General features: G+C 60.8%; 25 protein-coding genes and 1 pseudogene. 16 read left to right on the top strand and 10 right to left on the bottom strand.

The window, feature by feature from the left end:
* Positions 1-8: 8 nt before the first annotated feature.
* From J3P76_RS06455 to J3P76_RS06435, 5 genes are all read left to right on the top strand, one after another.
* Positions 9-719: a CTP synthase C-terminal region-related (seleno)protein gene (locus J3P76_RS06455; RefSeq protein ID WP_434607366.1), complete on the top strand. Its 711-nt coding sequence runs from the start codon at positions 9-11 to the stop codon at positions 717-719.
* Positions 716-1,030 carry an antibiotic biosynthesis monooxygenase family protein gene (locus J3P76_RS06450; RefSeq protein WP_434607368.1) on the top strand — a complete coding sequence of 105 codons (315 nt, stop codon included), beginning with the start codon at positions 716-718 and terminating at the stop codon, positions 1,028-1,030. Before J3P76_RS06455 ends, J3P76_RS06450 begins: the two co-directional genes overlap by 4 nt.
* Before the next feature lie 600 nt (positions 1,031-1,630).
* Positions 1,631-2,758 (top strand): glycerophosphodiester phosphodiesterase, encoded by a 1,128-nt coding sequence (locus tag J3P76_RS06445; RefSeq protein ID WP_434607370.1) that lies wholly within the window; start codon positions 1,631-1,633, stop codon positions 2,756-2,758.
* Between the two features lie 119 nt (positions 2,759-2,877).
* Positions 2,878-3,183: a PepSY domain-containing protein gene (locus J3P76_RS06440; protein ID WP_420765179.1), complete on the top strand. Its 306-nt coding sequence runs from the start codon at positions 2,878-2,880 to the stop codon at positions 3,181-3,183.
* A gap of 179 nt (positions 3,184-3,362) precedes the next feature.
* A complete protein-coding gene (locus J3P76_RS06435) occupies positions 3,363-4,385 on the top strand; it encodes a transporter (RefSeq protein ID WP_420765180.1) in 1,023 nt (340 codons plus the stop codon).
* A gap of 183 nt (positions 4,386-4,568) precedes the next feature.
* Here the strand turns inward: J3P76_RS06435 and J3P76_RS06430 are convergent, their stop codons facing one another.
* Complete coding sequence (locus J3P76_RS06430) at positions 4,569-5,273, bottom strand: methyl-accepting chemotaxis protein (RefSeq protein WP_434635632.1); 705 nt, start codon at positions 5,271-5,273, stop codon at positions 4,569-4,571.
* A 228-nt stretch (positions 5,274-5,501) separates the two neighbouring features.
* Positions 5,502-5,585 (bottom strand): annotated as a pseudogene (locus J3P76_RS06425) (hypothetical protein); the annotation flags it as partial.
* Positions 5,586-6,484: 899 nt separating this feature from the next.
* On the opposite strand from J3P76_RS06425, the gene J3P76_RS06420 reads away from it, so the two are divergent.
* From J3P76_RS06420 to J3P76_RS06410, 3 genes are all read left to right on the top strand, one after another.
* On the top strand, positions 6,485-6,628 hold the full coding sequence (locus J3P76_RS06420; protein WP_420765181.1) for a hypothetical protein: 144 nt from the start codon (positions 6,485-6,487) through the stop codon (positions 6,626-6,628).
* A gap of 37 nt (positions 6,629-6,665) precedes the next feature.
* Entirely contained in the window at positions 6,666-6,914 is a 249-nt protein-coding gene (locus tag J3P76_RS06415) for a hypothetical protein (RefSeq protein WP_434560259.1), read from the top strand.
* Between the two features lie 82 nt (positions 6,915-6,996).
* A complete protein-coding gene (locus J3P76_RS06410) occupies positions 6,997-8,196 on the top strand; it encodes an MFS transporter (protein WP_434560261.1) in 1,200 nt (399 codons plus the stop codon).
* On the opposite strand, the gene arfB is transcribed toward J3P76_RS06410, so the two are convergent.
* The 3 genes from arfB to J3P76_RS06395 all read right to left on the bottom strand — a co-directional run bounded on the left by arfB (position 8,193) and on the right by J3P76_RS06395 (position 11,065).
* Positions 8,193-8,606 carry an alternative ribosome rescue aminoacyl-tRNA hydrolase ArfB gene (arfB, locus tag J3P76_RS06405; protein ID WP_420765184.1) on the bottom strand — a complete coding sequence of 138 codons (414 nt, stop codon included), beginning with the start codon at positions 8,604-8,606 and terminating at the stop codon, positions 8,193-8,195. The genes J3P76_RS06410 and arfB overlap by 4 nt on opposite strands.
* Positions 8,607-8,722: 116 nt before the next feature.
* The gene (locus J3P76_RS06400; RefSeq protein ID WP_420765185.1) at positions 8,723-10,141 is read right to left on the bottom strand and encodes an amino acid permease; all 1,419 of its coding nucleotides are present in this window, start codon (positions 10,139-10,141) and stop codon (positions 8,723-8,725) included.
* A gap of 624 nt (positions 10,142-10,765) precedes the next feature.
* On the bottom strand, positions 10,766-11,065 hold the full coding sequence (locus J3P76_RS06395; protein WP_434607373.1) for a hypothetical protein: 300 nt from the start codon (positions 11,063-11,065) through the stop codon (positions 10,766-10,768).
* Positions 11,066-11,079: 14 nt separating this feature from the next.
* Here J3P76_RS06395 and J3P76_RS06390 point away from each other — a divergent pair, with 14 nt between their 5' ends.
* Both J3P76_RS06390 and J3P76_RS06385 read left to right on the top strand, forming a co-directional pair.
* On the top strand, positions 11,080-11,217 hold the full coding sequence (locus J3P76_RS06390; protein WP_003178782.1) for a hypothetical protein: 138 nt from the start codon (positions 11,080-11,082) through the stop codon (positions 11,215-11,217).
* An 84-nt stretch (positions 11,218-11,301) separates the two neighbouring features.
* On the top strand, positions 11,302-12,264 hold the full coding sequence (locus J3P76_RS06385; RefSeq protein ID WP_434607375.1) for a leucyl aminopeptidase: 963 nt from the start codon (positions 11,302-11,304) through the stop codon (positions 12,262-12,264).
* A gap of 225 nt (positions 12,265-12,489) precedes the next feature.
* Here J3P76_RS06385 and rluB read toward each other — a convergent pair whose 3' ends face one another.
* The 5 genes from rluB to J3P76_RS06360 form a co-directional block, all read right to left on the bottom strand.
* The gene (gene rluB / locus J3P76_RS06380) at positions 12,490-13,722 is read right to left on the bottom strand and encodes a 23S rRNA pseudouridine(2605) synthase RluB (RefSeq protein ID WP_420765188.1); all 1,233 of its coding nucleotides are present in this window, start codon (positions 13,720-13,722) and stop codon (positions 12,490-12,492) included.
* A gap of 231 nt (positions 13,723-13,953) precedes the next feature.
* Positions 13,954-14,901 carry an SMC-Scp complex subunit ScpB gene (gene scpB / locus J3P76_RS06375; RefSeq protein ID WP_420765189.1) on the bottom strand — a complete coding sequence of 316 codons (948 nt, stop codon included), beginning with the start codon at positions 14,899-14,901 and terminating at the stop codon, positions 13,954-13,956.
* Positions 14,902-14,912: 11 nt separating this feature from the next.
* Entirely contained in the window at positions 14,913-15,611 is a 699-nt protein-coding gene (locus tag J3P76_RS06370; RefSeq protein ID WP_186706403.1) for a segregation and condensation protein A, read from the bottom strand.
* Between the two features lie 132 nt (positions 15,612-15,743).
* Positions 15,744-16,373, bottom strand: coding sequence for an L-threonylcarbamoyladenylate synthase (locus J3P76_RS06365; protein WP_039591791.1), 630 nt, complete (start codon positions 16,371-16,373; stop codon positions 15,744-15,746).
* Positions 16,374-16,386: 13 nt separating this feature from the next.
* Positions 16,387-17,250, bottom strand: coding sequence for a PHP domain-containing protein (locus J3P76_RS06360; RefSeq protein WP_434607379.1), 864 nt, complete (start codon positions 17,248-17,250; stop codon positions 16,387-16,389).
* A gap of 87 nt (positions 17,251-17,337) precedes the next feature.
* Between J3P76_RS06360 and J3P76_RS06355 the strand changes: the two genes are divergently transcribed.
* The 6 genes from J3P76_RS06355 to J3P76_RS06330 all read left to right on the top strand — a co-directional run bounded on the left by J3P76_RS06355 (position 17,338) and on the right by J3P76_RS06330 (position 21,617).
* Positions 17,338-17,934, top strand: a complete 597-nt coding sequence (locus tag J3P76_RS06355) for a septation protein A (protein WP_420765191.1) — start codon at positions 17,338-17,340, stop codon at positions 17,932-17,934.
* A 1-nt stretch (position 17,935) separates the two neighbouring features.
* On the top strand, positions 17,936-18,235 hold the full coding sequence (locus J3P76_RS06350) for a YciI family protein (RefSeq protein WP_420765192.1): 300 nt from the start codon (positions 17,936-17,938) through the stop codon (positions 18,233-18,235).
* 139 nt (positions 18,236-18,374) lie between these two features.
* On the top strand, positions 18,375-18,785 hold the full coding sequence (locus tag J3P76_RS06345) for a translation initiation factor 2 (RefSeq protein WP_434607382.1): 411 nt from the start codon (positions 18,375-18,377) through the stop codon (positions 18,783-18,785).
* A gap of 7 nt (positions 18,786-18,792) precedes the next feature.
* Positions 18,793-19,470: a response regulator transcription factor gene (locus tag J3P76_RS06340; RefSeq protein ID WP_434560269.1), complete on the top strand. Its 678-nt coding sequence runs from the start codon at positions 18,793-18,795 to the stop codon at positions 19,468-19,470.
* A gap of 288 nt (positions 19,471-19,758) precedes the next feature.
* The gene (locus J3P76_RS06335) at positions 19,759-20,196 is read left to right on the top strand and encodes a Spy/CpxP family protein refolding chaperone (RefSeq protein ID WP_420765195.1); all 438 of its coding nucleotides are present in this window, start codon (positions 19,759-19,761) and stop codon (positions 20,194-20,196) included.
* A gap of 68 nt (positions 20,197-20,264) precedes the next feature.
* A complete protein-coding gene (locus J3P76_RS06330; protein WP_434560271.1) occupies positions 20,265-21,617 on the top strand; it encodes a sensor histidine kinase in 1,353 nt (450 codons plus the stop codon).
* Positions 21,618-21,632: the final 15 nt, after the last annotated feature.

Raw genomic sequence — 21,632 nt, 5'->3', positions numbered from 1 at the left:
AGCCTCCCATGGATAAACAACGTCCTTTAAACATCGCCCTGATCGGCGATCACGACCCTCAAATCACCGCTCACCGGGCGATCCCCCTCGCACTCGAGCTCGCGGGCAAGCAAACCAGCCATGAAATCCGGTTTCAATGGCTGGGAACGTCGCACATCACCAACACCGCCGTGCTGGAGGATTTCGACGGTGTCTGGTGCGTACCCGGCAGCCCGTACCAACATGAAGAAGGGGCCTTACGGGCCATTCGTTTTGCCCGCGAACAGCATCGGCCTTTCCTCGGCACCTGCGGCGGTTTTCAACATGCGGTGCTGGACTACGCCCGCAACGTGATGGGCTGGGCCGACGCCGTCCACGGCGAAACTTCTCCCGAAGCTGAACGGGCACTGTTGACGCCGCTGAGCTGTGCGCTGGTGGAAACCATCGACAGCCTTCAACTCGATGCGGAGTCGTTGATTGCCAAGGCTTACGGCCGTCGGACGGTATCGGAGGGCTACCATTGCCGTTTCGGCGTCAACCCGGATTTGGAAAAGGATTTGTTGAATCAGCGGCTGCACGCCGTTGCCCGGGATTCGGCCGGCGGCCTGCGAGCGGTTGAACTTCAAGGCCATCCGTTTTTTGTCGCGACGCTGTTCCAGCCTGAACGCGCAGCATTGGAAGGCCGCGTGCCGCCGCTGGTAAGCGCGTTTGTCGAAGCCTGCGCGGAGCAAACGCCATGAGCGCCCATTATTACGCCGTGATTTTCACTTCCCTGCGTACCGCCGGAGACCAAGGCTACGCCGAAGCCGCCGAGCACATGTTGAACCTTGTCCAGGAGCAACCCGGATTTCTCGGCATCGAATCAGCCCGTGGCGACGACGGCCTGGGAATTACCGTGTCCTATTGGCGCGATGAAGCTGCAATCCTGGCGTGGAAGCAGCATCCCGAACACAGCGCGATCCGTGAGCGAGGCCGCGCCACCTGGTATGCCCATTGCCAGACGAGGGTGTGCAAAGTCGAACGGGACTATGCCTTCCAACGCCAGACTTGATATCGGCCTCAAAACCAGTGTGGGCGAGCTTGCGATGGCGGTGTGTCAGTCACGATGATGCTGGCTGATCCACCGCTATCGCGAGCAAGCTCGCTCCCACACTATTCCCCGGTGGTCACACCTTCGTTGTTGAGCACCAATTCCTTGTGGGAGCGAGTCTGCTCGCGATGGCGGTGGACCGGGTCACGATGATGCTGGCTGGTCCACCGCTATCGCGAGCAGGCTCGCTCCCACACTATTCCCCGGGGTGCACGCAGTCATTGGTCAGTACCAATTCCTAGTGGGAGCGAGCTTGCTCGCGATGGCGGCGTGCCGGGTCACGATGATGCTAGCTGGTCCACCGCTATCGCGAGCAAGCTCGCTCCCACACTATTCCCCGGGGTGCACGCAGTCATTGGTCAGCACCAATTCCTTGTGGGAGCGAGCCTGCTCGCGATAGCGGTGTGTCAGTCACATGATGCTGGCTGATCGACCGCTATTGTGAGCTAGTGGCGTGGGAAAAATCTGCTTTACGCAGATCAATGTCGGTATGGCGATAGCGTCCGCAGCGTTCAGTTGTTAAAAGAGAGGTTTACAGAAACCTGCGAAAGGATCTCGAGCATGCCCCTCACCTTTACTCGTAGCGCCCTGATGTTGAGCCTGTTGCTCGGACTCGGTCCGACACATGCCGCCGAGGCGCCGCAACCCAAAGCCCTGGCGAACCGTCAGGGCATTCCACATCCAGCGGTCATCGCCCATCGCGGCGCATCGTTCGACGCACCGGAATCCACCGCCGCCGCCTACAAGTTGGCCCGCGACCTGGGTGCCGACTACCTTGAGCTCGACCTGCAACGCAGCAAGGACGGCGTTCTGTTCGTCTTGCACGACGACAGCCTGCTGCGCACTACCGATGTCGCGACCAAGTTTCCAGAACGCAAGGACAGCACCGCCAACGCCTTCACCATGGCCGAACTCAAGACGCTGGACGCCGGCAGCTGGTTCAACGCGGCCTACCCGGACCGTGCGCGGCCTTCCTTCGTTGGCTTGAAAATCCTTACGCTGGACGAAGTCATCAACATCGCCGAGGGCAACCCTCAGCAAAAGCCAGGGCTGTACATCGAGACCAAGGAGCCCAAGCTGTTTCCCGGCATCGAGCGCGACCTGAAGGATAAATTGCAGGACCGAGGCTGGCTGAGCCCATCCGGCTCCAAGCTGGCCAAGCGCGCCCTCGGCGTGGGCCAGGGCAAAGGCAAAGTGGTCTTGCAGACCTTCGAGAAAAGCAGCCTGGAACTGCTGCACAAGGAAATGCCGAAGGTTCCGAAAATCCTGCTGCTGTGGGTGGGCGAAGGCAACATCGAGCCTAAATCCAAAGTGACGTTCGCCGAGTCCGGTGAAACCGACAAAGCCGTGTACTACGCCAAGCAAGAGCCCAAGGACAAGGGCGAGTTCGAGCAATGGGTCCAGTACGCCAAGACCCACGGCGCCATCGGCACCGGCCCTTCGGCGGCGTTGACCCATGGCGGGAGCCAGAGCTATGCGGACCTGGTGAAACCGTGGATGAACCAGTACACCCACGACCAGGGTTTGCTGGTACATGTCTACACCGTGGATGAGCCGGTGGACTTCAAGAAAGTGATGGATGCCGGCGTGGATGGCATTTTCACCAATCGGGCCAGTGAGTTGCTCAAGTACTTCAAGCGTCCCGAAACAGGAACCGTGGCGCAACTACTGAAGAAGAACGGTTACTGAGCGAGTGCTGGATCAGGGCATTTAACAAAGTTTTTCGAATTAAGGATGAATTAAGTTGCCAGAGATAATCTGAACCCACTTAAACGACTCACCCTTTGACGACACCAAGGAAATACAACATGAAAACTTTGACTGCCCTGTTCACCGCTGCTGCCCTGACCCTCACCGCTGGCCTTGCCCAGGCTGATGTTCGCGTCGACCAGATTCCTCAATTGGTAAAGGAAGGCAAGATCAAATCCCTGGAATCGATGAATGCCGAAGCCCTGAAGTTGCACCCGGGCGCGACCATCACCGATACCGATTTGGATAATCACTTCAACGGCTACGAATATGAAGTGGAACTGCGCGACGCCAAAGGTCAAGAATGGGATGTAGACTTTGACGCCACCACTGGTAAAGTTCTGAGCAACAAGCAAGATAATTAATCAGTCGCGAAATGAGCCGCCCAACTTTCAAGTTGCGCGGCTTTTTCACGTACGTATGTAAAGCTGTGCCAGGCCGGGACGCCACAGCCCAACCGTCACAAAACCTTCAAAAATCCCTGCAATGATGCCGCTCAAGTGAACCTGTCGCCGCGACAGGCACTCCCCGCCAGCGAGCCTCAATGAACCACAGCATCGACCAAAGCCATCGCGACCCGGATCTGTTCGGCCTGCTCTACGGATTCAGCTTCCGCCCCGGCGAGCGCGGGCGAGAGATCGGTTCGGCCCAGGCCCTGCAAAGCCTGCAGCAACCCCAGGATCCTGATGAATTCCTCTGGTTGCACTTGAACCTCGCCCACGCCGCGTGCGAGCGCTGGATGAAAAATCACCTGGCCTTGCCCCAAGAGTTCTTCGAAGCCTTGCACGAAGGCTCGCGCTCGACCCGCATCGAGCACGTGGATTCGGCCTTGCTCGCGGTGGTGAACGACGTCGTATTCAACCTCAGCAACATGGTGTCTTCGGATGTGTCCACGTTATGGGTTTGCGTGAGCAGTCGGCTGATCGTCAGCGCACGGTTGCAGCCCTTGCACTCGGTCGACAAGCTGCGCTCATCGGTCAAGGCCGGGGAAAGCTTTCGCTCGCCACTGGAATTGCTCGTGCATTTGCTGCGCGACCAGGGCGAGGTACTGACCCAGATCGTGCGCAAGACCAGCCTCAGCGTCGACCAGATCGAGGACCAGTTGCTGTCTTCGCGGGTCTCGACCAACCGCGCCGAACTGGGCAGCCAACGCCGGGTGCTGGTGCGCCTGCAACGCCTGTTGGCGCTGGAACCGGGGTCGTTGCTGCGACTGCTCAATCGCCCGCCGCAATGGTTGCAGAAAGAAGACGTCAAGGAGCTGCGCAAATCCACCGAGGAGTTCGCCCTGATCATCAACGACCTCACCGCGTTGGGCGAGCGGATCAAGCTGTTGCAGGAAGAAATCGCCGCCAACCTCAACGAACAAAGCAACCGCACACTGTTCACCCTGACGGTGGTCACGGTGCTGGCACTGCCGATCAACATCATCGCCGGTTTCTTCGGCATGAATGTCGGTGGCGTGCCGCTGGCGAGCGATCCCGAGGGTTTCTGGATCCTGGTGGCGCTGGTCGCCACCTTCACACTGTTCGCCGGCCGCTGGGCGTTTCGCAAGCGGCGCGATTATTGAACTGGTTCACTTCAAGTTTGCATGGAACCTTGTGGCGAGGGAGCTTGCTCCCGCTCGGCTGCGCAGCAGTCGTAAAAGCTGTCGCACCGCGCTGAATGGCTTTGGGGCAGCTGCGCAGCCCAGCGGGAGCAAGCTCCCTCGCCACGGGTGTTACCAAGCCCTATTCAAAACAGATCAATGCCATCAGGCACTCAGCCGCGCCGTCACTTCGTTCAGTTGGCCCGACAACCCTTGCAAATCCCGACTGGCCGCTTCGGTACGCTGGACGTTATCCAGGTTGGTGCTGGCGATACAGGTGATTTCAGTCAGGTTGCGCGAGATGTCCTCAGCCACGGAGGTCTGCTCTTCGGCCGCCGTGGCAATCTGGCGGTTCATGTCGCGAATCGCTTCGACGGCCTGGGTAATGCGTTCGAGCATTTCGCCGGCCTGGGTCACTTGCTCGACACTTTCCTCGCTGCGCGACTGCCCGCTTTCAATGGCCTGGGCCGCGTCCACCGCACCGGTTTGTACCGTCTGGATGATCTGGTTGATCTCGATGATGGACGCCGCCGTACGCTGGGCCAGGCTGCGCACCTCATCGGCCACCACCGCAAAACCGCGCCCGGCTTCACCGGCCCGGGCCGCTTCGATGGCGGCGTTGAGGGCCAGCAGGTTGGTCTGTTCGGCGATCCCGCGAATCACTTCCAGCACCTTGCCGATGCGCCCGCTGTCGGTTTCCAGGCGACGGATCACCGTGGCGGTGTTCGCAATCTCGCCGCGCATCTGGGTGATGGTGTGGATGGTGCCGTGCATGACCTTCTCGCCCAACTGTGCCGAGTGATCGGCATCATCGGCCGCCCGCGCCGCGTCGGCGGCATGGCGGGCGACTTCCTGGGCGGTAGCGGACATTTCATTCATCGCGGTCGCCACTTGATCGGTGCGTTCGAATTGCTCGCTGGTGCCCTGGCTCATCAGGCTGGCGATGGCGTTGAGCTCGCCGCTGGCGCTGTCCAGCTCCGTGGCGCTGCGTTGCAGGCGGTTGAAGGTTTCAGCGAGGAAGTCACGCAGCGTATTTGCCGCGAGGGCCAGGTCGCCCAGTTCATCTTGACGCGTGCTCGATACACGCTCGGCGAAACGCCCACGGCTCAGTTGAGTCACGTATTCGATGAGGTTACGGATTGGCTGCACCAGGTTGCGGTTGACCAGCCAGAGACTCAGCATGCCGACCAGCAAAGCCGAGACCAGCATGATCACGGTGCCCAGCAGGATCGTGCGATCAGCACCGGCACTGATCAGCGCCGATTGCTCATTGCCCAATTTATGCAGCTCCACCACCAACTCGCTCATCTGGTCACTGGCGGCACGGTCGAAGCCCTTGACCGCCGCATCCCCCGCCGCGGCGTCTGCGCCAGAGGCGACAAACGCATCACGGCCTTTTTGATAGGCGGCGCCCAGTTGTGCGTGCTCGCTTTGCAGACGTTCGATGCGTGTCCTGATCGGTGCCGGAACACCGTCATGCTTGATCAACTCACCCAAAAGGTTCTGGACATCGCGCTGGCGATCGTCGAACTCCTTCCAGTATTTTTCCAACTCTGCCGGCTGCTTGCCGCGCAACAGAACGTTTTTCCACTCCTGGACCTGCACCTTGAATTGCAGGTTGGCCTCGTCGATCAACTGCGAGGCGCGCAAAGGGCCATCGATGAGGTTTCGATAATTGTGGATGCCATCGGAAAGAAAGTGAAAGGACGCCAGGGCGATCAACAGCATCGCCAGCAGGCTGCCGCTCAGGAGAGCCAGAATCTGGGCTCTCAGGGATTTTTGTACAAACATGGAATCGATCTCTTCGAATAAAAGGACGTCCATGTCCTGGGGCTGCTCTCGCAACTGCATGTGCAGAATTCCTAGACGAGATCGGCTTGAATGCCTTGTTCTTGAGCCTCGCCGACCACCGGTAGCAAGCTTGCTTTCGCTGGCTGGACATGACCTGTCCAGACAAGCCCATCGGTCGCTCCATCTGAATTTAAAAGTCTTTTTGTCATTTCTACTGGGGTATCCTGCCCAGGCTTTTTAAAAGCGCGGATCTACCAGATCTATCCAACAGACTTTGCGAGGAGCGCGATATGCACGAGATTCCTAATCTCCCCTTCCCTAGCCTGCACGAACCTGAGCAGACGACCCCGCTACAAGCCGGAGGGCAACCCGCCTCCCAGCAAACCGAGCCGCAGCAAGCCACTGAACGCCGTCAGGCCGACAGCGAAGACTGATCCACCCGCACCACCAGACTGTGTGGAAAGCGCTAAGATGCGCTTTCCACACCGCCTGAATCCGAGCCCCACCATGACCGACGAAACTTCCTCCTTCAGCCCGGCCCAGGCCAGCGTGTTGATCGGCACAGCCGAAAAAATGGTCGAGATCTGGACCCGCCTCTCTCCCGAGAAACAGGCCGCCCTGCTGGCGCGGTTCGGCACGCAGGAAAATGCCTTGGCCGCACTGGTCACCACGCACCTGGTCGCTGGCAAGACCACACCTGAATCTCCGTCCGGCAAATAGTTTTACTTTTCCACGCTCCATCCTGTCGGTCGCCGTTATCATAAGCAGCCTATCTATCCTGCTGCCCCGTGGACCTTCCCCCATGCCAGATTCCCAGCGCCCCATGGCGGTCACGCTGCAAGTCGTTTCCATTGTCCTGTTTACCTTCATCGGCTATCTGAACATCGGCATTCCCTTGGCCGTGTTGCCCGGATTCGTCCACGGTGAGCTGGGATTCGGCGCGGTGATCGCCGGACTGGTGATCAGCGTCCAGTATTTGGCTACTCTGCTCAGCCGTCCTTATGCGGGACGCATCATCGACAACCTCGGCAGCAAGCGCGCGGTCATGTTCGGCCTGGCCGGGTGTGGTTTGAGCGGCGTGTTCATGCTGGTTTCTGCCTGGACCGCCGGCATGCCGGTCCTGAGCCTGACCAGCCTGTTGATCGGTCGCCTGGTGCTGGGCAGCGCGGAAAGCCTGGTGGGCTCGGGCTCGATTGGCTGGGGCATCGGCCGGGTCGGCGCGGCGAATACCGCCAAGGTCATCTCGTGGAACGGCATCGCCAGCTACGGCGCGCTGGCGATCGGCGCGCCGTTGGGGGTTTGGCTGGTGAAATCCCTGGGGCTTTGGAGCATGGGCGTCAGCATCCTCCTGCTGGCCGTGCTCGGGCTGGCGTTGGCCTGGCCAAAAACCGCGGCCCCCATCGTCGTCGGCGAACGCCTTCCGTTCATGCATGTGCTGGGGCGAGTATTACCCCACGGCTGCGGCCTGGCCCTGGGCTCCATCGGTTTCGGCACCATCGCCACCTTCATTACCCTGTATTACGCCACGCAGCATTGGGACAACGCGGTGCTGTGCCTGAGCCTGTTCGGTGCCTGCTTCATTGGTGCGCGCCTGCTGTTCGGCAATTTGATCAACCGCCTCGGCGGGTTCAGGGTCGCGATCGCCTGCCTGTCGGTGGAAACCCTGGGCTTGTTGCTGTTGTGGCTGGCGCCGGATGCGCAGTGGGCCCTGGCAGGCGCGGCGTTGAGCGGTTTCGGCTTTTCCCTGGTGTTCCCGGCGTTGGGCGTGGAAGCGGTCAACTTGGTGCCGGCCTCCAGCCGTGGAGCCGCGGTGGGGGCTTATTCGCTGTTCATCGATTTGTCGCTGGGCATCACCGGACCACTGGCCGGGGCAATCGCCGCCGGTTTCGGCTTTGCCTCGATTTTCCTGTTCGCTGCGCTGGCGGCCCTGGGTGGGCTGGGCCTGAGCGTCTACCTGTACCGGCAGGCCCCTCGCTACCGCGAAGAGCGGGAGAAGAACTAGAAATCCACCTTGCCGCGTCCGGCCTTGATCGAGCCGCGTTTGGTCTTGGATTCGAGGCGACGCTTTTTCGAGCCCAGGGTCGGTTTGGTCGGACGGCGTTTCTTTTCGATCTTGGTAGCGCTGAGGATCAGTTCGACAAGGCGCTCCAGTGCGTCCGCCCGGTTCTGTTCCTGCGTGCGGTACTGCTGGGCCTTGATGATCAACACCCCGTCGCTGGTAATGCGACTGTCGCGCAGGGCCAGCAGCCGTTCCTTGTAGAACTCGGGCAACGACGAGGCCGGAATATCGAACCGCAGGTGCACGGCGCTGGAAACCTTGTTGACGTTCTGCCCACCGGCGCCCTGGGCGCGAATGGCCGTCAGCTCGATCTCGGCGTCCGGGATGTGCACGGTATTGGAGATGACAAGCATGGAAAGTGTCCGGTGTCAGGGCCCACAGGATACCGCGAATTCCCAAGGCAACACCTGATCCCTGCCAGATACAACAAACCCGGCACTCGGCCGGGTTTGTCTTCTTTCAGCAGTGCTTACTTGGCGGCAGCCGCCACAGCGAGCTCATGCCGAGCCTCGCGCTTGTTCTTGATCACATAGCACACCCACATGAACACCACCCACACCGGAATCGCGTAGACCGAGATCTGAATGCCGGGGATAAGCAACATCACGCCGAGGATGAACACCACGAAAGCCAGGCAGACGTAGTTGCCATACGGATACCACAACGCCTTGAACAAAGGCGCCTGGCCAGTCTGGTTCATGTGCTGACGGAACTTGAAGTGCGAGTAGCTGATCATTGCCCAGTTGATCACCAGCGTGGCGACCACCAACGACATCAACAACTCCAGCGCATGCTGCGGGATCAGGTAGTTCAGCAGAACCGCCACCAGCGTGATCGCCGCCGAAGCCAGGATCGAACGCACCGGCACGCCCCGCTTGTCGATTTTCGCCAGCGCCTTGGGCGCATCGCCCTGCTCGGCCATGCCCAGCAACATGCGGCTGTTGCAGTAGGTGCCGCTGTTGTACACCGACAGTGCAGCGGTCAGCACCACGAAGTTGAGGATGTGCGCCGCGGTGTCGCTGCCCAGCATCGAGAACACCTGCACGAACGGGCTGCCGCTGTAGGCGTCGCCCGAGGCGTTGAGCGTGGTCAGCAGGCTGTCCCATGGCGTCAGGGACAACAGCACCACCAAGGCACCGATGTAGAAGATCAGGATCCTGTAGATCACCTGGTTGATGGCCTTGGGGATCACGGTTCTCGGCTTGTCGGCTTCAGCCGCGGTGAACCCGAGCATCTCCAGGCCGCCGAAGGAGAACATGATGATCGCCATCGCCATGACCAGCCCGCTCACGCCATTGGGGAAGAACCCTCCGTGGGACCAGAGGTTGGTCACCGACGCTTGCGGGCCGCCGTCACCGCTCACCAGCAGATAGCTACCCAGGGCAATCATGCCGACAATCGCCACGACCTTGATGATCGCGAACCAGAACTCGGCCTCGCCGAAGACCTTGACGTTGGCCAGGTTGATCGCATTGATCAGGATGAAAAACGCCGCCGCCGACGCCCAGGTCGGGATATCGGGGGCCCAATAATGGATGTACTTGCCGACCGCGGTCAGCTCGGACATGCCCACCAGGATATACAGAATCCAGCAATTCCAACCCGACAGGAACCCGGCGAAACCGCCCCAGTACTTGTGGGCGAAATGGCTGAAGGAGCCGGCCACCGGCTCTTCGACGATCATTTCGCCCAACTGGCGCATGATCATGAAGGCGATGAAGCCGCAAATGGCATAACCGAGGATCATCGACGGGCCGGCTGATTTCAGCACCCCCGCCGAGCCGAGGAACAAGCCGGTGCCGATCGCGCCACCAAGGGCGATCAGTTGAATGTGGCGATTTTTCAGGCCGCGTTTCAGCTCGCCCGAATGCGAGTTTTGTCCACTCATGAAAAGGGTCTCACGCAAGGTTTGATGATGTTCGTTAGACGTTGCCGCTCGAATCGGATCTCAAGCAGCGCCGATCAAACCCCAGCGCAGGCACCAGGAATTCAGCGTTTTTACAACGGTCATGCGTCACCTGTTTGTTTTTATCTGTGACGAAATCGAACCCGACACGCTTGTGGCGTGGCGGAATGAACAAGGCGGATAACCTTGAAAATGCGTGGGTACGCGAAGGGTCACAGTAAAACGCGGCGCATTGTACACCGCTGACCCCCTGCTGCCAGACATCACCGGATCAGCGTGTCGTTTGCCGGGATCGCACGGGGCCGCCTCGAACGTGTCGGGCGGCTGCGAAAAGATGTCCGGGCTCTTGCGAGCCGTTGATGTGAGCGATGCAAAAAGCGTCACCACAGAAGAATGGAAACGGAGCTACGGCGTTCATTGCGCCTCCTTGTTGTTATTCGCCTGCACGACAGGCATGGGACGCATCTCACCCTTGAAGCGCCCGTGAAACAAGCGGCCCGGCGCCTTTCGAAATAAGAACGCCAAGCCGGCGCGGAAGTTTTTTCTTACAGCTGGGAGAAGCGCCGGGCATTGCCAGCGAGACGGGCAATCTCCGTAAGCATTTCTTTACAAGCCGTAACGCAAACTTTCCGTTCGGGAGGTTTTCGGAAGCTGACTGCAAATTGACGGTAGATAGCTGCCTAACCAAAAAGGAATGCCAGTCGGCTGTTTTGAAAGGGGTAAACCGGGTCGCAGAAAATGGAACAAAAAGTTCAAACGAAAAAAATAAAATAATTTTTTGCATTCCAAAAAACCGTCGACTAGGTTTTCAGCCACTTGCCAAGGCATCTTGCCGGCGAGTTTTTGCGGTGCCGATTCCGCCGGGCATGGCTCGCCGGATCGGCCCGCGTTTTCCGCAAAAGTCATCTAGGAGATTCACTATGCAAGCACTGGACAAAGACTTGGAAACCGAACTGCAACTGGACGAATGGTTCGAGGCACCGACCCATGAAGCCGCCGTTGAAATGATGCAAGCCGATGCCGTCGTTCCGTTCGGCACGGCGATGTGGCCTCTGTAAGCGATACCCGGCGGAGCTGATCCGGCCGGTCGGCTCCGCCACTTGCTGTCAGGACGCCAAATCAATCGTCAGGGAAGAATAAGCATGGACACACAACGAGCCATCTCACATTTCCTTTACTACCTCGAACATCATCCCGCCCTGGCCGGTATCCAGTCCGCCAAGGTCTTGCTCGGCCACACCGCAGACTACGAAGCGCTGGTCGCCAGCATCTCCGAACAGGCCGGCGCCTCGCCGTTCCGGTTCAGCACCATGCGCCTGGATCTTGAAACCACCGAGCGGCTGTCCCAAGCCATTGCCGACAGCGATCTGTACATTTTCTTCTACGACTCATCCACCCTTCCCAACCCGCGCCCCGATGGCCCGGACTTCGTCCGCGCATTGCAGGGAGTGATGGCGGACAACTGGAAGAAATCGCTGCTGTTCAAGGACTACGGCGAGTACTTCCATGACACCTTCAGCGTTATTCCCCAGCGCATCGCCGGGCTCAACAGCCACCTGATCCGCCGCATGTCCCAGGCCACCACGTTGAGCTTCGAGGACCACCACGGATCGTATTTCGACACCCCACTGAACAGTGTCAAGAAGTGGACGGACATCAACGGCGTCGGCAACTACGACCTTGCGCCTGGTGAAATCGCCACCCACAGCGACACCATCAATGGCCGTGTGAAGTTCGTCGGGACCTTCCTCAGCACGATCCCATTCGCCCGCAAATACGGCGTGCTGCAATCGCCATTGGAGCTGTGGATCGAAGATTCCACGATCCAGAAAATCGCCACCGATGTCCCAGGCCTGGAACACGATTTCAACCGGTACCTGGACGCCAATCCTTCCAACCGGCGCATCGAGGAACTGGGGATCGGCACCAACGAAGGGGTCAAGAGCCTGTATGCCCGCAATGCCGGTTTCGAGGAGCGCCATTGCGGCTTGCACCTGGGCCTCGGTGGCGGGGCCAAGGGCAGCCATCATCTGGATCTGATTTTCGAAGGCGGTGTGCTGGCGCTGGATAACGAGCCGATGTTCGACGGGCGGTTTGTGCTTTAGGCTGAAATTGATCGTGGGGGCTGCTGGCGCCATCGCGAGCAAGCTTGCTCCCACAGTTGATCATCAGTGAACCATGGGGCTGTGCTCGACGCGGTCCTTGTGGGAGCGAGCCTGCTCGCGAAGGCTGACTCAAAGGCATCACATCACTAAAAGCCAGGCAAAAAAACGCCAACCCAACGGTTGGCGTTTTTCCTTGCAGCTAAAAGCCAGAAGCCCGCAGCTGTTTTACTCCGGCTTACGACGCCCAAACCCCGGACGCTGTCCCGAACCCGCCGGCGCACCACGACGCTTGCCCGACGGTGCATCGCGATCGGCCAGGATGATGCCCGGACGCTTTTTCGGCGCAGGCTTGGCCGGACGCTTGGTGTCGGCCGGGCGATCCGCGACGGGCGTACCACGGCCAGCCGGGGCGCGGCCTTCGCCACGCTCGGTACGACCGTTGGCCGGACGCGGTGCGCGAGGACCACGCTCGCCGTCCTGGCGAGGTGCTGGCTTGCGCGCCGGGCGCTCGCCTTCGATCTGCGGCTCGCGGGAAGGACGCGGGCCGGTCGCTACGCCGTCGGCCGCCGGGCGCAGCGTACGCACGCGCTCGGTCTTGCCCATCGGACGCGAGGATTTGCGCTGCATCCGCTCCAGCTTATCCTTGCTCTTGGCGGTCATCTGCGGCATCGCCACAGGCTTGAGCCCCACTTCGGCCGCCAGGATGTCGACTTCCTGTTGGGTCATTTCACGCCAGCGACCCATCGGCAGGTCGGAGTTGAGGAACACCGGGCCGAAACGCACGCGCTTCAGGCGGCTGACCACCAGTCCCTGGGATTCCCACAGCCGCCGCACCTCACGGTTGCGACCTTCCATCACCACGCAGTGGTACCAATGGTTGAAACCTTCACCGCCCGGCGCCTGCTTGATGTCGGTGAAACGCGCGGGACCGTCTTCCAGCACGACGCCGGCCTTGAGGCGCTCGATCATCTCGTCGTCGACTTCGCCACGCACACGCACGGCGTATTCGCGGTCCATTTCGTAGGAAGGGTGCATCAGACGGTTCGCCAGCTCACCGTCAGTAGTGAACATCAGCAAACCGGTGGTGTTGATGTCCAGGCGGCCGATGTTGATCCAGCGGCCTTCTTTGGGGCGCGGCATCTTGTCGAACACGGTCGGACGGCCTTCCGGGTCGTCACGGGTGCAGATTTCGCCGTCGGGTTTGTTGTACATGATCACGCGGCGCACCGTTTCGGCGGCCTCTTCACGCTTGATCACCTTGCCATCGATGGTGATGGCGTCGTGCATGTCGACGCGCAGGCCCAAGGTGGCGTCTTTGCCATTGACCTTGATGCGGCCCTGGGTGATCCACGCTTCCACGTCACGGCGCGAACCGACGCCGATGCGGGCAAGGACCTTCTGCAGCTTTTCGCCTGCTGGGCCGATTTCCTGGCTGTCGTTCTGGTCTTGGTCGTTCATTTCTGGGCACCTCCCGGTGTGGTCGAGCCAGGCTTGGCCTGGCACTTGAAAACAGGTCGTTCGGCGAAGGGATCGCCAAAGGGTCGCGAATCATACGCTCGTTGAGGTGATTGCGCATCAGAGACTAGCTGATCTGAATGCACGTAGCGTTTTTTCCGCTGATCGGTGGTGCGCAGGTTGGTGGAGTTTCATCGCTCCCACAAGGGGACAGCGGTGTGTCAGTCGATAGATTCAATCCTCAAACTGACGCCGTTCGTTTTCGATCGCTTCAGCCAGGGCGCGGGCTTCGGCCTCCTCCTCGCTCAGTTCGGGTTCCGGCGGCGCAAGGGCGGCGACGGCGGCCAGCAGTTTTTCCCGGGCCTCGGCAACGCCGAGAATGTCCCCTTGGGGCTCTGGCTGCGGCGCGTGCTCGGTTTCACTCAACAGCGGCGTCGGTTCATCCGTCTCCTCCTCAGGGGCCGGACCTTCACGCAGCAGGTCGTCGAAGTCGGTCTTAAGGCCCTCCTCCATGCTGTCCAGTTCCAGGAGCAACGAATGGAAACTGGTCTCTTCCTTCGGTTCCTCCGGCTCGGCACTGGCATCGGCCAATTCCTGCAGGCCCTGGGGCACTGGAGCATCGTCGAATTCCAGCATCGGCTCGGGTTCCAGCTCACGCAATTCGGCCAGCGGCGGCAAGTCGTCGAGGTTCTTCAAGTTGAAATGATCGAGAAAAGCCTTGGTGGTGGCGAACATTGCCGGCTTGCCCGGCACGTCGCGATAGCCGACGACGCGGATCCACTCGCGCTCCAGCAACGTCTTGACGATGTTGCTGTTGACCGCCACGCCGCGCACGTCCTCGATCTCGCCGCGCGTGATCGGTTGGCGATAGGCGATCAGCGCCATGGTTTCTAGCAGCGCCCGGGAATAACGCTGAGGCCGCTCTTCCCACAGGCGCCCTACCCACGGGGCAAATTTCTCACGGATTTGCAGGCGGTACCCGGACGCCACCTCCTTAAGCTCGAAAGCCCGACCCTCGCAGGATTTGCCCAACAGCGTCAGGGCTTTTTTGAACACGGCGGGCTCGGGCCGCTCGCCTTCTTCGAAGAGTTCGAACAGCCGCTCCATCGATTGCGGCTTTCCAGAGGCCAACAGGAAAGCTTCAAGCAACGGCGCCAGCTCGCGGGGTTCAGTCAGGTTCATTGATTTGCTCGTTATTCGGCTCGGGCTCGCACATGGATCGCTGCGAACGGCTCATTCTGCACCAGCTCGACCAAGGATTCCTTGACCAATTCCAGGACTGCCATAAACGTTACCACCACGCCCAGCCGCCCCTCTTCGGCGGTGAACAGCTCGACGAAGGGCACAAAACCGCCGCCCTTGAGCCGCTCCAGCACATCGCTCATGCGCTCGCGGGTGGACAGCGCCTCGCGGCTGACCTGGTGACTTTCAAACATATCGCCCCGGCGCAGAACCTCGGCCATGGACATCAACAACTCTTCGAGGCTGACGTCGGGCAACAACTTGCGCGCCCGCGCCTCGGGGGCATCGAGCTTGGGCACCACCACATCGCGCCCCACCCGGCTCAAGCCGTCGATGCCTTCGGCGGCCGCCTTGAAGCGTTCGTATTCCTGCAAGCGGCGGATCAGCTCGGCCCGGGGATCGTCTTCTTCCTCTTCGACCTCGGCCGAGCGCGGCAGCAGCATGCGTGACTTGATCTCGGCCAGCATCGCCGCCATCACCAGGTATTCCGCCGCCAGCTCCAGACGCACCGATTGCATCAACTCGACGTAACCCATGTACTGGCGGGTGATTTCCGCCACGGGAATGTCGAGGATATTGATGTTCTGTTTGCGGATCAGGTACAGCAGCAGGTCGAGCGGGCCTTCGAAGGCTTCAAGGAAAACCTCCAGCGCATCCGGCGGAATGTACAGGTCCAACGGCATTTCCATGACCGCCTGGCCGTAGACCATGGCGAACGGCAACTCCTGCTGCGCGCCGGCCTGGCTGTCTACGCTGTCGACAACCGTTTCCACCACCGACATTCAGGCCTCGACCATGAACGGCGTCGGATCACCGCAACCGACGCGCACCACTTGCGGCTCGCCGTCAGCCAGATTGATCACGGTGGACGCTTTCATGCCACCGGAACCGCCGTCGATGATCAGGTCGACCTGGTGTTCGAGCAACTGGCGAATCTCGTAGGGGTCGGTCAACGGATCGGTCTCGCCGGGCATGATCAGTGTCACGCTCATCAAGGGCTCACCCAGCTCCGCCAACAGCGCCAGGGCAATGGGATGGCTTGGCACCCGAAGGCCGATGGTGCGCTTTTTCGGGTGCAGCAGCAGCCGCGGGACTTCCCGCGTGGCATTGAGAATGAAGGTGTACGGTCCCGGTAAATGGGCCTTGAGCAAGCGGAAGGTGCCGGTATCGATCTTGGCGAACAACCCCAACTGTGAAAGATCGCTGCAGATGAGCGCGAAGTTGTGCTTGTCATCCAACTGACGCAGGCGTCTTACCCGCTCGACGGCGTTTTTATCGCCGATCTGGCAACCAATGGCGTAGGACGAGTCGGTGGGATAAACCACTACGCCACCGCTACGGATGATTTCCACCGCCTGTTTGATCAGGCGCGCTTGCGGGTTTTCCGGATGAATCTGGAAAAATTGACTCACGTGTTCTACCTGTTCAGACGTCAGCGATAACGGGATCATGTTTGAATCTACACCATAGTGGTGGCAGATCTTCCGGCAAGGGGCGGTATTCGCCAATCTCGGACCAGCCCCCCGGGCCATGGAAATCGCTGCCGGCGCTCACCAGCAGTCCAAACTCCCGGGCGAGGATCGCCAGGCTGCCGACCTGTTCGGCCGGCTGATGGCCATTGACCACTTCGATGGCATGGCCCCCTGCTTGAATATAGTCGGCTATCAGGCGCCGGCGTTTGCTGCGGGTGAAATCGTAGTGCCAGGGATGCGCCAGGCTGATCCAGGCTCCGGCGGCCCGCAGCGTCCCGACCGTTTCCTCGAGCGTCGGCCAATGCTGCTTGACGTCCCCCAGCTTGCCGGCCCCCAGCCATTTGCGAAAGGCTTCGGCGCGGTCCTTGACGAAACCTTCGCGCACCATCCAGTCGGCAAAATGTGGCCGGGCCGGCGCGTTGCCGCTATCGCCCAGCTCTTGCTGGATCTGCCGGGCGCCTTCCAGCGCACCGGGCATGCCCTTGAGGGCGAGCTTGCGGCTGATTTCTTCGGAACGCAGCCAACGACCGTCGCGCAGCTCGACAATGGCCTGGACCAGGGACGGTGCGTTGACATCAAAACCGTAGCCCAGCACGTGGATGGTCGCTCCGCCCCAGGTACAGGACAATTCGACCCCGTTGACCAACTGCATGCCCAAGGCGGTCGCGGCGCTACGCGCCTCATCGAGGCCTTCCAGGGTATCGTGGTCGGTCAGGGCCAGGACTCGCACGCCGTGCTCGTACGCCCGCGCCACCAGAACCGCAGGCGCCAGGGCGCCATCGGAGGCCGTGCTATGGCAGTGCAAATCAACATTCACGAGACTTTGTTACCTCAAATCAGCTGGCCCTATCGCGGCCAAGGATGTTTGTTATTATGCCGCCACATCCTGCTCCTGGCTGCCACTGTGAAACAATTCATCGATTTCATCCCGCTCCTGCTGTTTTTCATCGTCTACAAGCTTGATCCTCGAACCGTCGACATTGCCGGTCACTCCTTGACTGTAGGTGGTATCTACAGCGCCACCGCGGTGTTGATCATCAGCTCCCTGGTGGTCTACGGCGCGCTGTTCATCTCCCAGCGCAAGCTGGAGAAAAGCCAGTGGCTGACCCTGATTGCCTGCCTTGTATTCGGCAGCCTGACCTTGGCCTTTCACAGTGAGACCTTCCTTAAATGGAAAGCCCCGGTGGTCAACTGGCTGTTTGCCCTGGCCTTCATCGGCAGTCACTTCATCGGTGATCGCCTGTTGATCAAGCGCATCATGGGGCACGCCATCAACCTGCCAGAAGTGATCTGGACCCGCTTGAACATCGCCTGGATCGCATTCTTCCTGTTCTGCGGCGCCGCCAATCTGTTCGTTGCGTTCACGTTCCAGGCGTACTGGGTCGACTTCAAGGTCTTCGGCAGCCTGGGCATGACGTTGCTGTTCCTGATCGGCCAGGGGATCTACCTGTCCCGCCATCTGCACGATGCCGACCCCACCACGCCAAAAACCGAGGACTGACATGCTCTACGCAATCATTGCTACCGATGTTGCCGATTCCCTGGAAAAACGCCTGGCCGCCCGCCCCGAGCACCTGGAGCGCCTGCAAAAGCTCAAGGCCGAAGGTCGCGTCGTGCTGGCCGGGCCGCACCCTGCGGTGGACAGCAACGACCCAGGCGCCGCCGGTTTCACTGGCAGCCTGATCGTGGCGGAGTTCGACTCGCTGGCCGCCGCGCAAGCCTGGGCCGAGGCCGACCCGTTCGTGACGGCCGGCGTCTATGCCAATGTCATGGTCAAGCCGTTCAAGCAAGTCCTGCCGTAACCCTCCGGGCGCGATGAGCCGTCCTGGCTCATTGCGCTCATTTGCTCATTTGCTCATTTGCTCATTTGCTCATTGTTCTCGTCGGCCTGCCGACAACCTGTCTAATCAGCCTAATCTCGATTGGAATTCAGGAGTTGCAATGCGCAAAGGTCCGTTGTGCCTGTTGTTGGTCACGTTAGCGATCGGGGCGCCCGCCCACGGCGAGGAAAGCATGGAGGCCGCTCATTCGGCGCCCTTGTCCTTGAGCGCGGGTGGCCATATCACCGAACTGCAGCAACGCTTGAAAGACAGCGAGCGCATGCGTGAAGAACTGACTCAACAACTGCAGAACGCCAACGGCGAGCGCGAAACCGCGCTGGTGGGACGGCTGCGTCAGGAAAACCAGCGCCTGAGGCTGCAACTCAAGGAAGCCCAGGCCAACCCCCTGCCACGCCTGCTGACTGACCAACAGCAATGGTTCGTCATTGGCGCCGGGGTAGCGCTATTGGCCCTGCTCTGCGGTATCTTTGCCAGCGGTGGACGTAGACAACGTCGGCAATGGCTAAATTGAGTGAGTCATGAGCGAGCTGTTACTGATAGATGATGACCAGGAGCTGTGTGAGCTCCTTGGCAGTTGGCTGGGCCAGGAAGGTTTCCAGGTCCGTGCTTGCCACGATGGCCTGAGCGCCCGCAAGGCCCTGGCCGAAACCGCCCCCTCGGCGGTGGTGCTGGATGTGATGCTGCCCGACGGCAGCGGCCTGGAACTGCTCAAGCAACTGCGCAACGATCACCCGGAGCTGCCGGTGCTGATGCTCTCGGCCCGTGGCGAGCCGCTGGACCGCATCCTTGGCCTGGAGCTGGGCGCTGACGATTACCTGGCCAAGCCCTGCGACCCACGGGAACTGACCGCCCGCCTGCGGGCCGTGTTGCGTCGCAGCCATCCGGCGGCGGTTTCCAGCCAGATCGAACTGGGTGACCTGACCTTCAGCCCTGTGCGGGGGGTGGTCAACATCGATGAACAGGAACAAACCCTCACCGTATCTGAAAGCCGCCTGCTCGAAGCGTTGCTCAAGCAGCCGGGCGAGCCCCTGGACAAGCAGGAGCTGGCGCAGATCGCCCTGGGCCGCAAGCTGACCCTGTACGACCGCAGCCTCGACATGCACGTAAGCAACCTGCGCAAGAAAATCGGCCCCCACCCCGACGGCAGGCCGCGCATCGTGGCCCTGCGTAGCCGGGGGTATTACTACAGCCTTTGAACACGGCTTGAACCAAGAGACATGGCTAACCCTGTGGCGAGGAAGCTTGCTCCCGCTCGGTTGCGCAGCAACCGCAAGATCTTTGGAGCCGCTTCGCCCGAAGCGTCGGACCGGCCCAGCGGGAGCAAGCTCCCTAGCCACGGGGATTATGTTCAGACTCCGAGATTTGTCAGGTCTGCACAAAAACGTCTTTACCCAAGCTTTACCCACCCCTGACCGCCGCTGACCTTGATCTCCGTAATCTGCACACATCCGGAACTGACCGGGAATGAGACAAGGAGAGACACCATGCGCAAGACCCTTACCGCCCTGCTGTTCGCCGCTGCCCTGCCGACCGTCGCCATGGCCATGCCCGAAGGTCCAGGCCCGATGGGCCCGATGGATGGCCCGCGCCACGGCGGCCAGATGCACGATAAAGGCCCGTACAGCCAACTGGACCTGAGCCGTGAACAACGCCAGCAGATCCGCCAGATCATGGGCGAGCAACGCCACGAGCAACGGGAACTGGTGGACAAATACCTGGCCAAGCTCTCGCCAGCCGACCAGAAAGCCATGAAAGATGAAATGGACGCTCGGCATCAGAAAGTCGATGCGCAGATCCGCGGTCTGTTGAAACCCGAGCAGCAAAAGGCGTTTGATGCGCTCCAGAAAAAACGCGCCGAACGTCGGGCCGAGTGGGCCGAATTCAAGGCCTGGAAAGCGCAACAGCCGCAAAAAGCGCAATAATGCACTGAAGCACCATCAGCCCAACGGCACATCGCCGTTGGGCTTTCTTTGTTTTCGAGGATAACTCCGTGCGTTCATTGTTCTGGCGCGTCCTGGCCAGCTTCTGGTTGGCCATCGCTCTGGTGGCGGGACTTTCGATTCTCTTGGGCCATATGTTGAACCAGGACGCCTGGATCCTCAGCCGCCATCCGGGCCTCAACACCCTGGCCGAAGAGTGGACGCAGACTTACGAAAGCCAGGGCGAAGATGCCGCCCAGGACATCCTCAAACAACGCAAGCGCGAGTATCACGTCGATGTCCAGGTGCTCAACGAAAGCGGCGACCCGGTGGTGCGCGGCACGTTCCCACATCGGGCCGCTGCCTTCGAGGCGCGACAGAACAACGACGAACGCCGCCTGCCCTGGCGGCGCCTGACCGACGAATTCACCAGCGCCAAGACCGGCGACACCTATCTGTTCATCTATCGCATTCCCCACCCCGAATTGGACGCCTGGCATCGCGACAGCCTGCTCTGGCCCCTCAGCGCCTTGGCGATTGCGCTGGTGGTGCTGACCCTGTTCAGCCTGCTGGTGACGCTTTCCATCACCCGGCCGTTGAGCCGGCTGCGCGGCGCGGTGCACGATCTGGGACAAGCGACCTACCAGCAGAACAGCCTCGCCAAGCTGGCCAACCGACGGGACGAGTTTGGCGTGTTGGCCACCGATTTCAACCGCATGGGTGCGCGCCTGCAGAGCCTGATCGCCAGCCAGCGCCAATTGCTGCGCGACGTGTCCCATGAACTGCGCTCGCCCTTGGCCCGACTGCGCATCGCCCTGGCGCTGGCGGAGCGGGCCAGCCCCGAAGAGCGCGAAAAACTCTGGCCGCGCCTGACCCGCGAATGTGATCGCCTGGAAGCGCTGATCAGTGAAATCCTGGTTCTGGCGCGGGTCGATGCCGACAACGCCAGCGCCGAAGAAGTTGATCTCAACGGTCTGCTGATCAACCTGCAAAAAGACGCCCAGATGGCTTCACCGGAGCAGATCGTGCAGTTGGAAACGGAACCGGGCCTGACCCTCAAGGGCTGGCCGACCATGATCGAGCGGGCCGTGGACAACCTGTTGCGCAATGCACAGCGCTTCAGTCCCAACGGGCAGCCCGTTGAAATGCGCGCGGTGCGCCAGGGGGAACGAATTCTTATCAGCGTGCGCGATCACGGGCCTGGCGTGGAGGCGGAGCATCTGGGCCAGTTGGGCGAACCGTTCTACCGCGCCCCCGGCCAGACCGCCGCTGGCCACGGCCTGGGCCTGGCGATCGCCCGCCGCGCCGCCGAGCGCCATGGCGGCACGCTGGGACTGGCCAACCATCCCGAGGGCGGATTCATTGCGACGCTGGAATTGCCGTTGGTGCCAGGGGCGGTGGTCTCCCCTACAGAACAACAGTGAACCCGTGGCGAGGGA

This window comes from Pseudomonas sp. D1-36 (genome assembly GCF_051132205.1).
Lineage (GTDB): Bacteria > Pseudomonadota > Gammaproteobacteria > Pseudomonadales > Pseudomonadaceae > Aquipseudomonas.
The sequence above is the reverse complement of the archived record's forward strand: the minus strand, read 5'-3'. Positions and strand labels throughout refer to the sequence as shown.

Excerpts from the sequence above, each read along its gene's own strand:
- rluB (WP_420765188.1), bottom strand. The coding sequence starts at position 13,722 with ATGAACGACCAAGACCAGAACGACAGCCAGGAAATCGGCCCAGCAGGC.
- scpB (WP_420765189.1), bottom strand. The coding sequence starts at position 14,901 with ATGAACCTGACTGAACCCCGCGAGCTGGCGCCGTTGCTTGAAGCTTTC.
- J3P76_RS06415 (WP_434560259.1), top strand. The coding sequence starts at position 6,666 with ATGCGCTTTCCACACCGCCTGAATCCGAGCCCCACCATGACCGACGAA.
- J3P76_RS06435 (WP_420765180.1), top strand. The coding sequence starts at position 3,363 with ATGAACCACAGCATCGACCAAAGCCATCGCGACCCGGATCTGTTCGGC.
- arfB (WP_420765184.1), bottom strand. The coding sequence starts at position 8,606 with ATGCTTGTCATCTCCAATACCGTGCACATCCCGGACGCCGAGATCGAG.
- J3P76_RS06345 (WP_434607382.1), top strand. The coding sequence starts at position 18,375 with ATGCGCAAAGGTCCGTTGTGCCTGTTGTTGGTCACGTTAGCGATCGGG.
- J3P76_RS06430 (WP_434635632.1), bottom strand. The coding sequence starts at position 5,273 with ATGTCCGCTACCGCCCAGGAAGTCGCCCGCCATGCCGCCGACGCGGCG.
- J3P76_RS06390 (WP_003178782.1), top strand. The coding sequence starts at position 11,080 with ATGCAAGCACTGGACAAAGACTTGGAAACCGAACTGCAACTGGACGAA.
- J3P76_RS06455 (WP_434607366.1), top strand. The coding sequence starts at position 9 with ATGGATAAACAACGTCCTTTAAACATCGCCCTGATCGGCGATCACGAC.
- J3P76_RS06450 (WP_434607368.1), top strand. The coding sequence starts at position 716 with ATGAGCGCCCATTATTACGCCGTGATTTTCACTTCCCTGCGTACCGCC.
- J3P76_RS06440 (WP_420765179.1), top strand. The coding sequence starts at position 2,878 with ATGAAAACTTTGACTGCCCTGTTCACCGCTGCTGCCCTGACCCTCACC.
- J3P76_RS06340 (WP_434560269.1), top strand. The coding sequence starts at position 18,793 with ATGAGCGAGCTGTTACTGATAGATGATGACCAGGAGCTGTGTGAGCTC.
- J3P76_RS06395 (WP_434607373.1), bottom strand. The coding sequence starts at position 11,065 with ATGACTTTTGCGGAAAACGCGGGCCGATCCGGCGAGCCATGCCCGGCG.
- J3P76_RS06385 (WP_434607375.1), top strand. The coding sequence starts at position 11,302 with ATGGACACACAACGAGCCATCTCACATTTCCTTTACTACCTCGAACAT.
- J3P76_RS06350 (WP_420765192.1), top strand. The coding sequence starts at position 17,936 with ATGCTCTACGCAATCATTGCTACCGATGTTGCCGATTCCCTGGAAAAA.
- J3P76_RS06420 (WP_420765181.1), top strand. The coding sequence starts at position 6,485 with ATGCACGAGATTCCTAATCTCCCCTTCCCTAGCCTGCACGAACCTGAG.
- J3P76_RS06400 (WP_420765185.1), bottom strand. The coding sequence starts at position 10,141 with ATGAGTGGACAAAACTCGCATTCGGGCGAGCTGAAACGCGGCCTGAAA.
- J3P76_RS06410 (WP_434560261.1), top strand. The coding sequence starts at position 6,997 with ATGCCAGATTCCCAGCGCCCCATGGCGGTCACGCTGCAAGTCGTTTCC.
- J3P76_RS06445 (WP_434607370.1), top strand. The coding sequence starts at position 1,631 with ATGCCCCTCACCTTTACTCGTAGCGCCCTGATGTTGAGCCTGTTGCTC.
- J3P76_RS06335 (WP_420765195.1), top strand. The coding sequence starts at position 19,759 with ATGCGCAAGACCCTTACCGCCCTGCTGTTCGCCGCTGCCCTGCCGACC.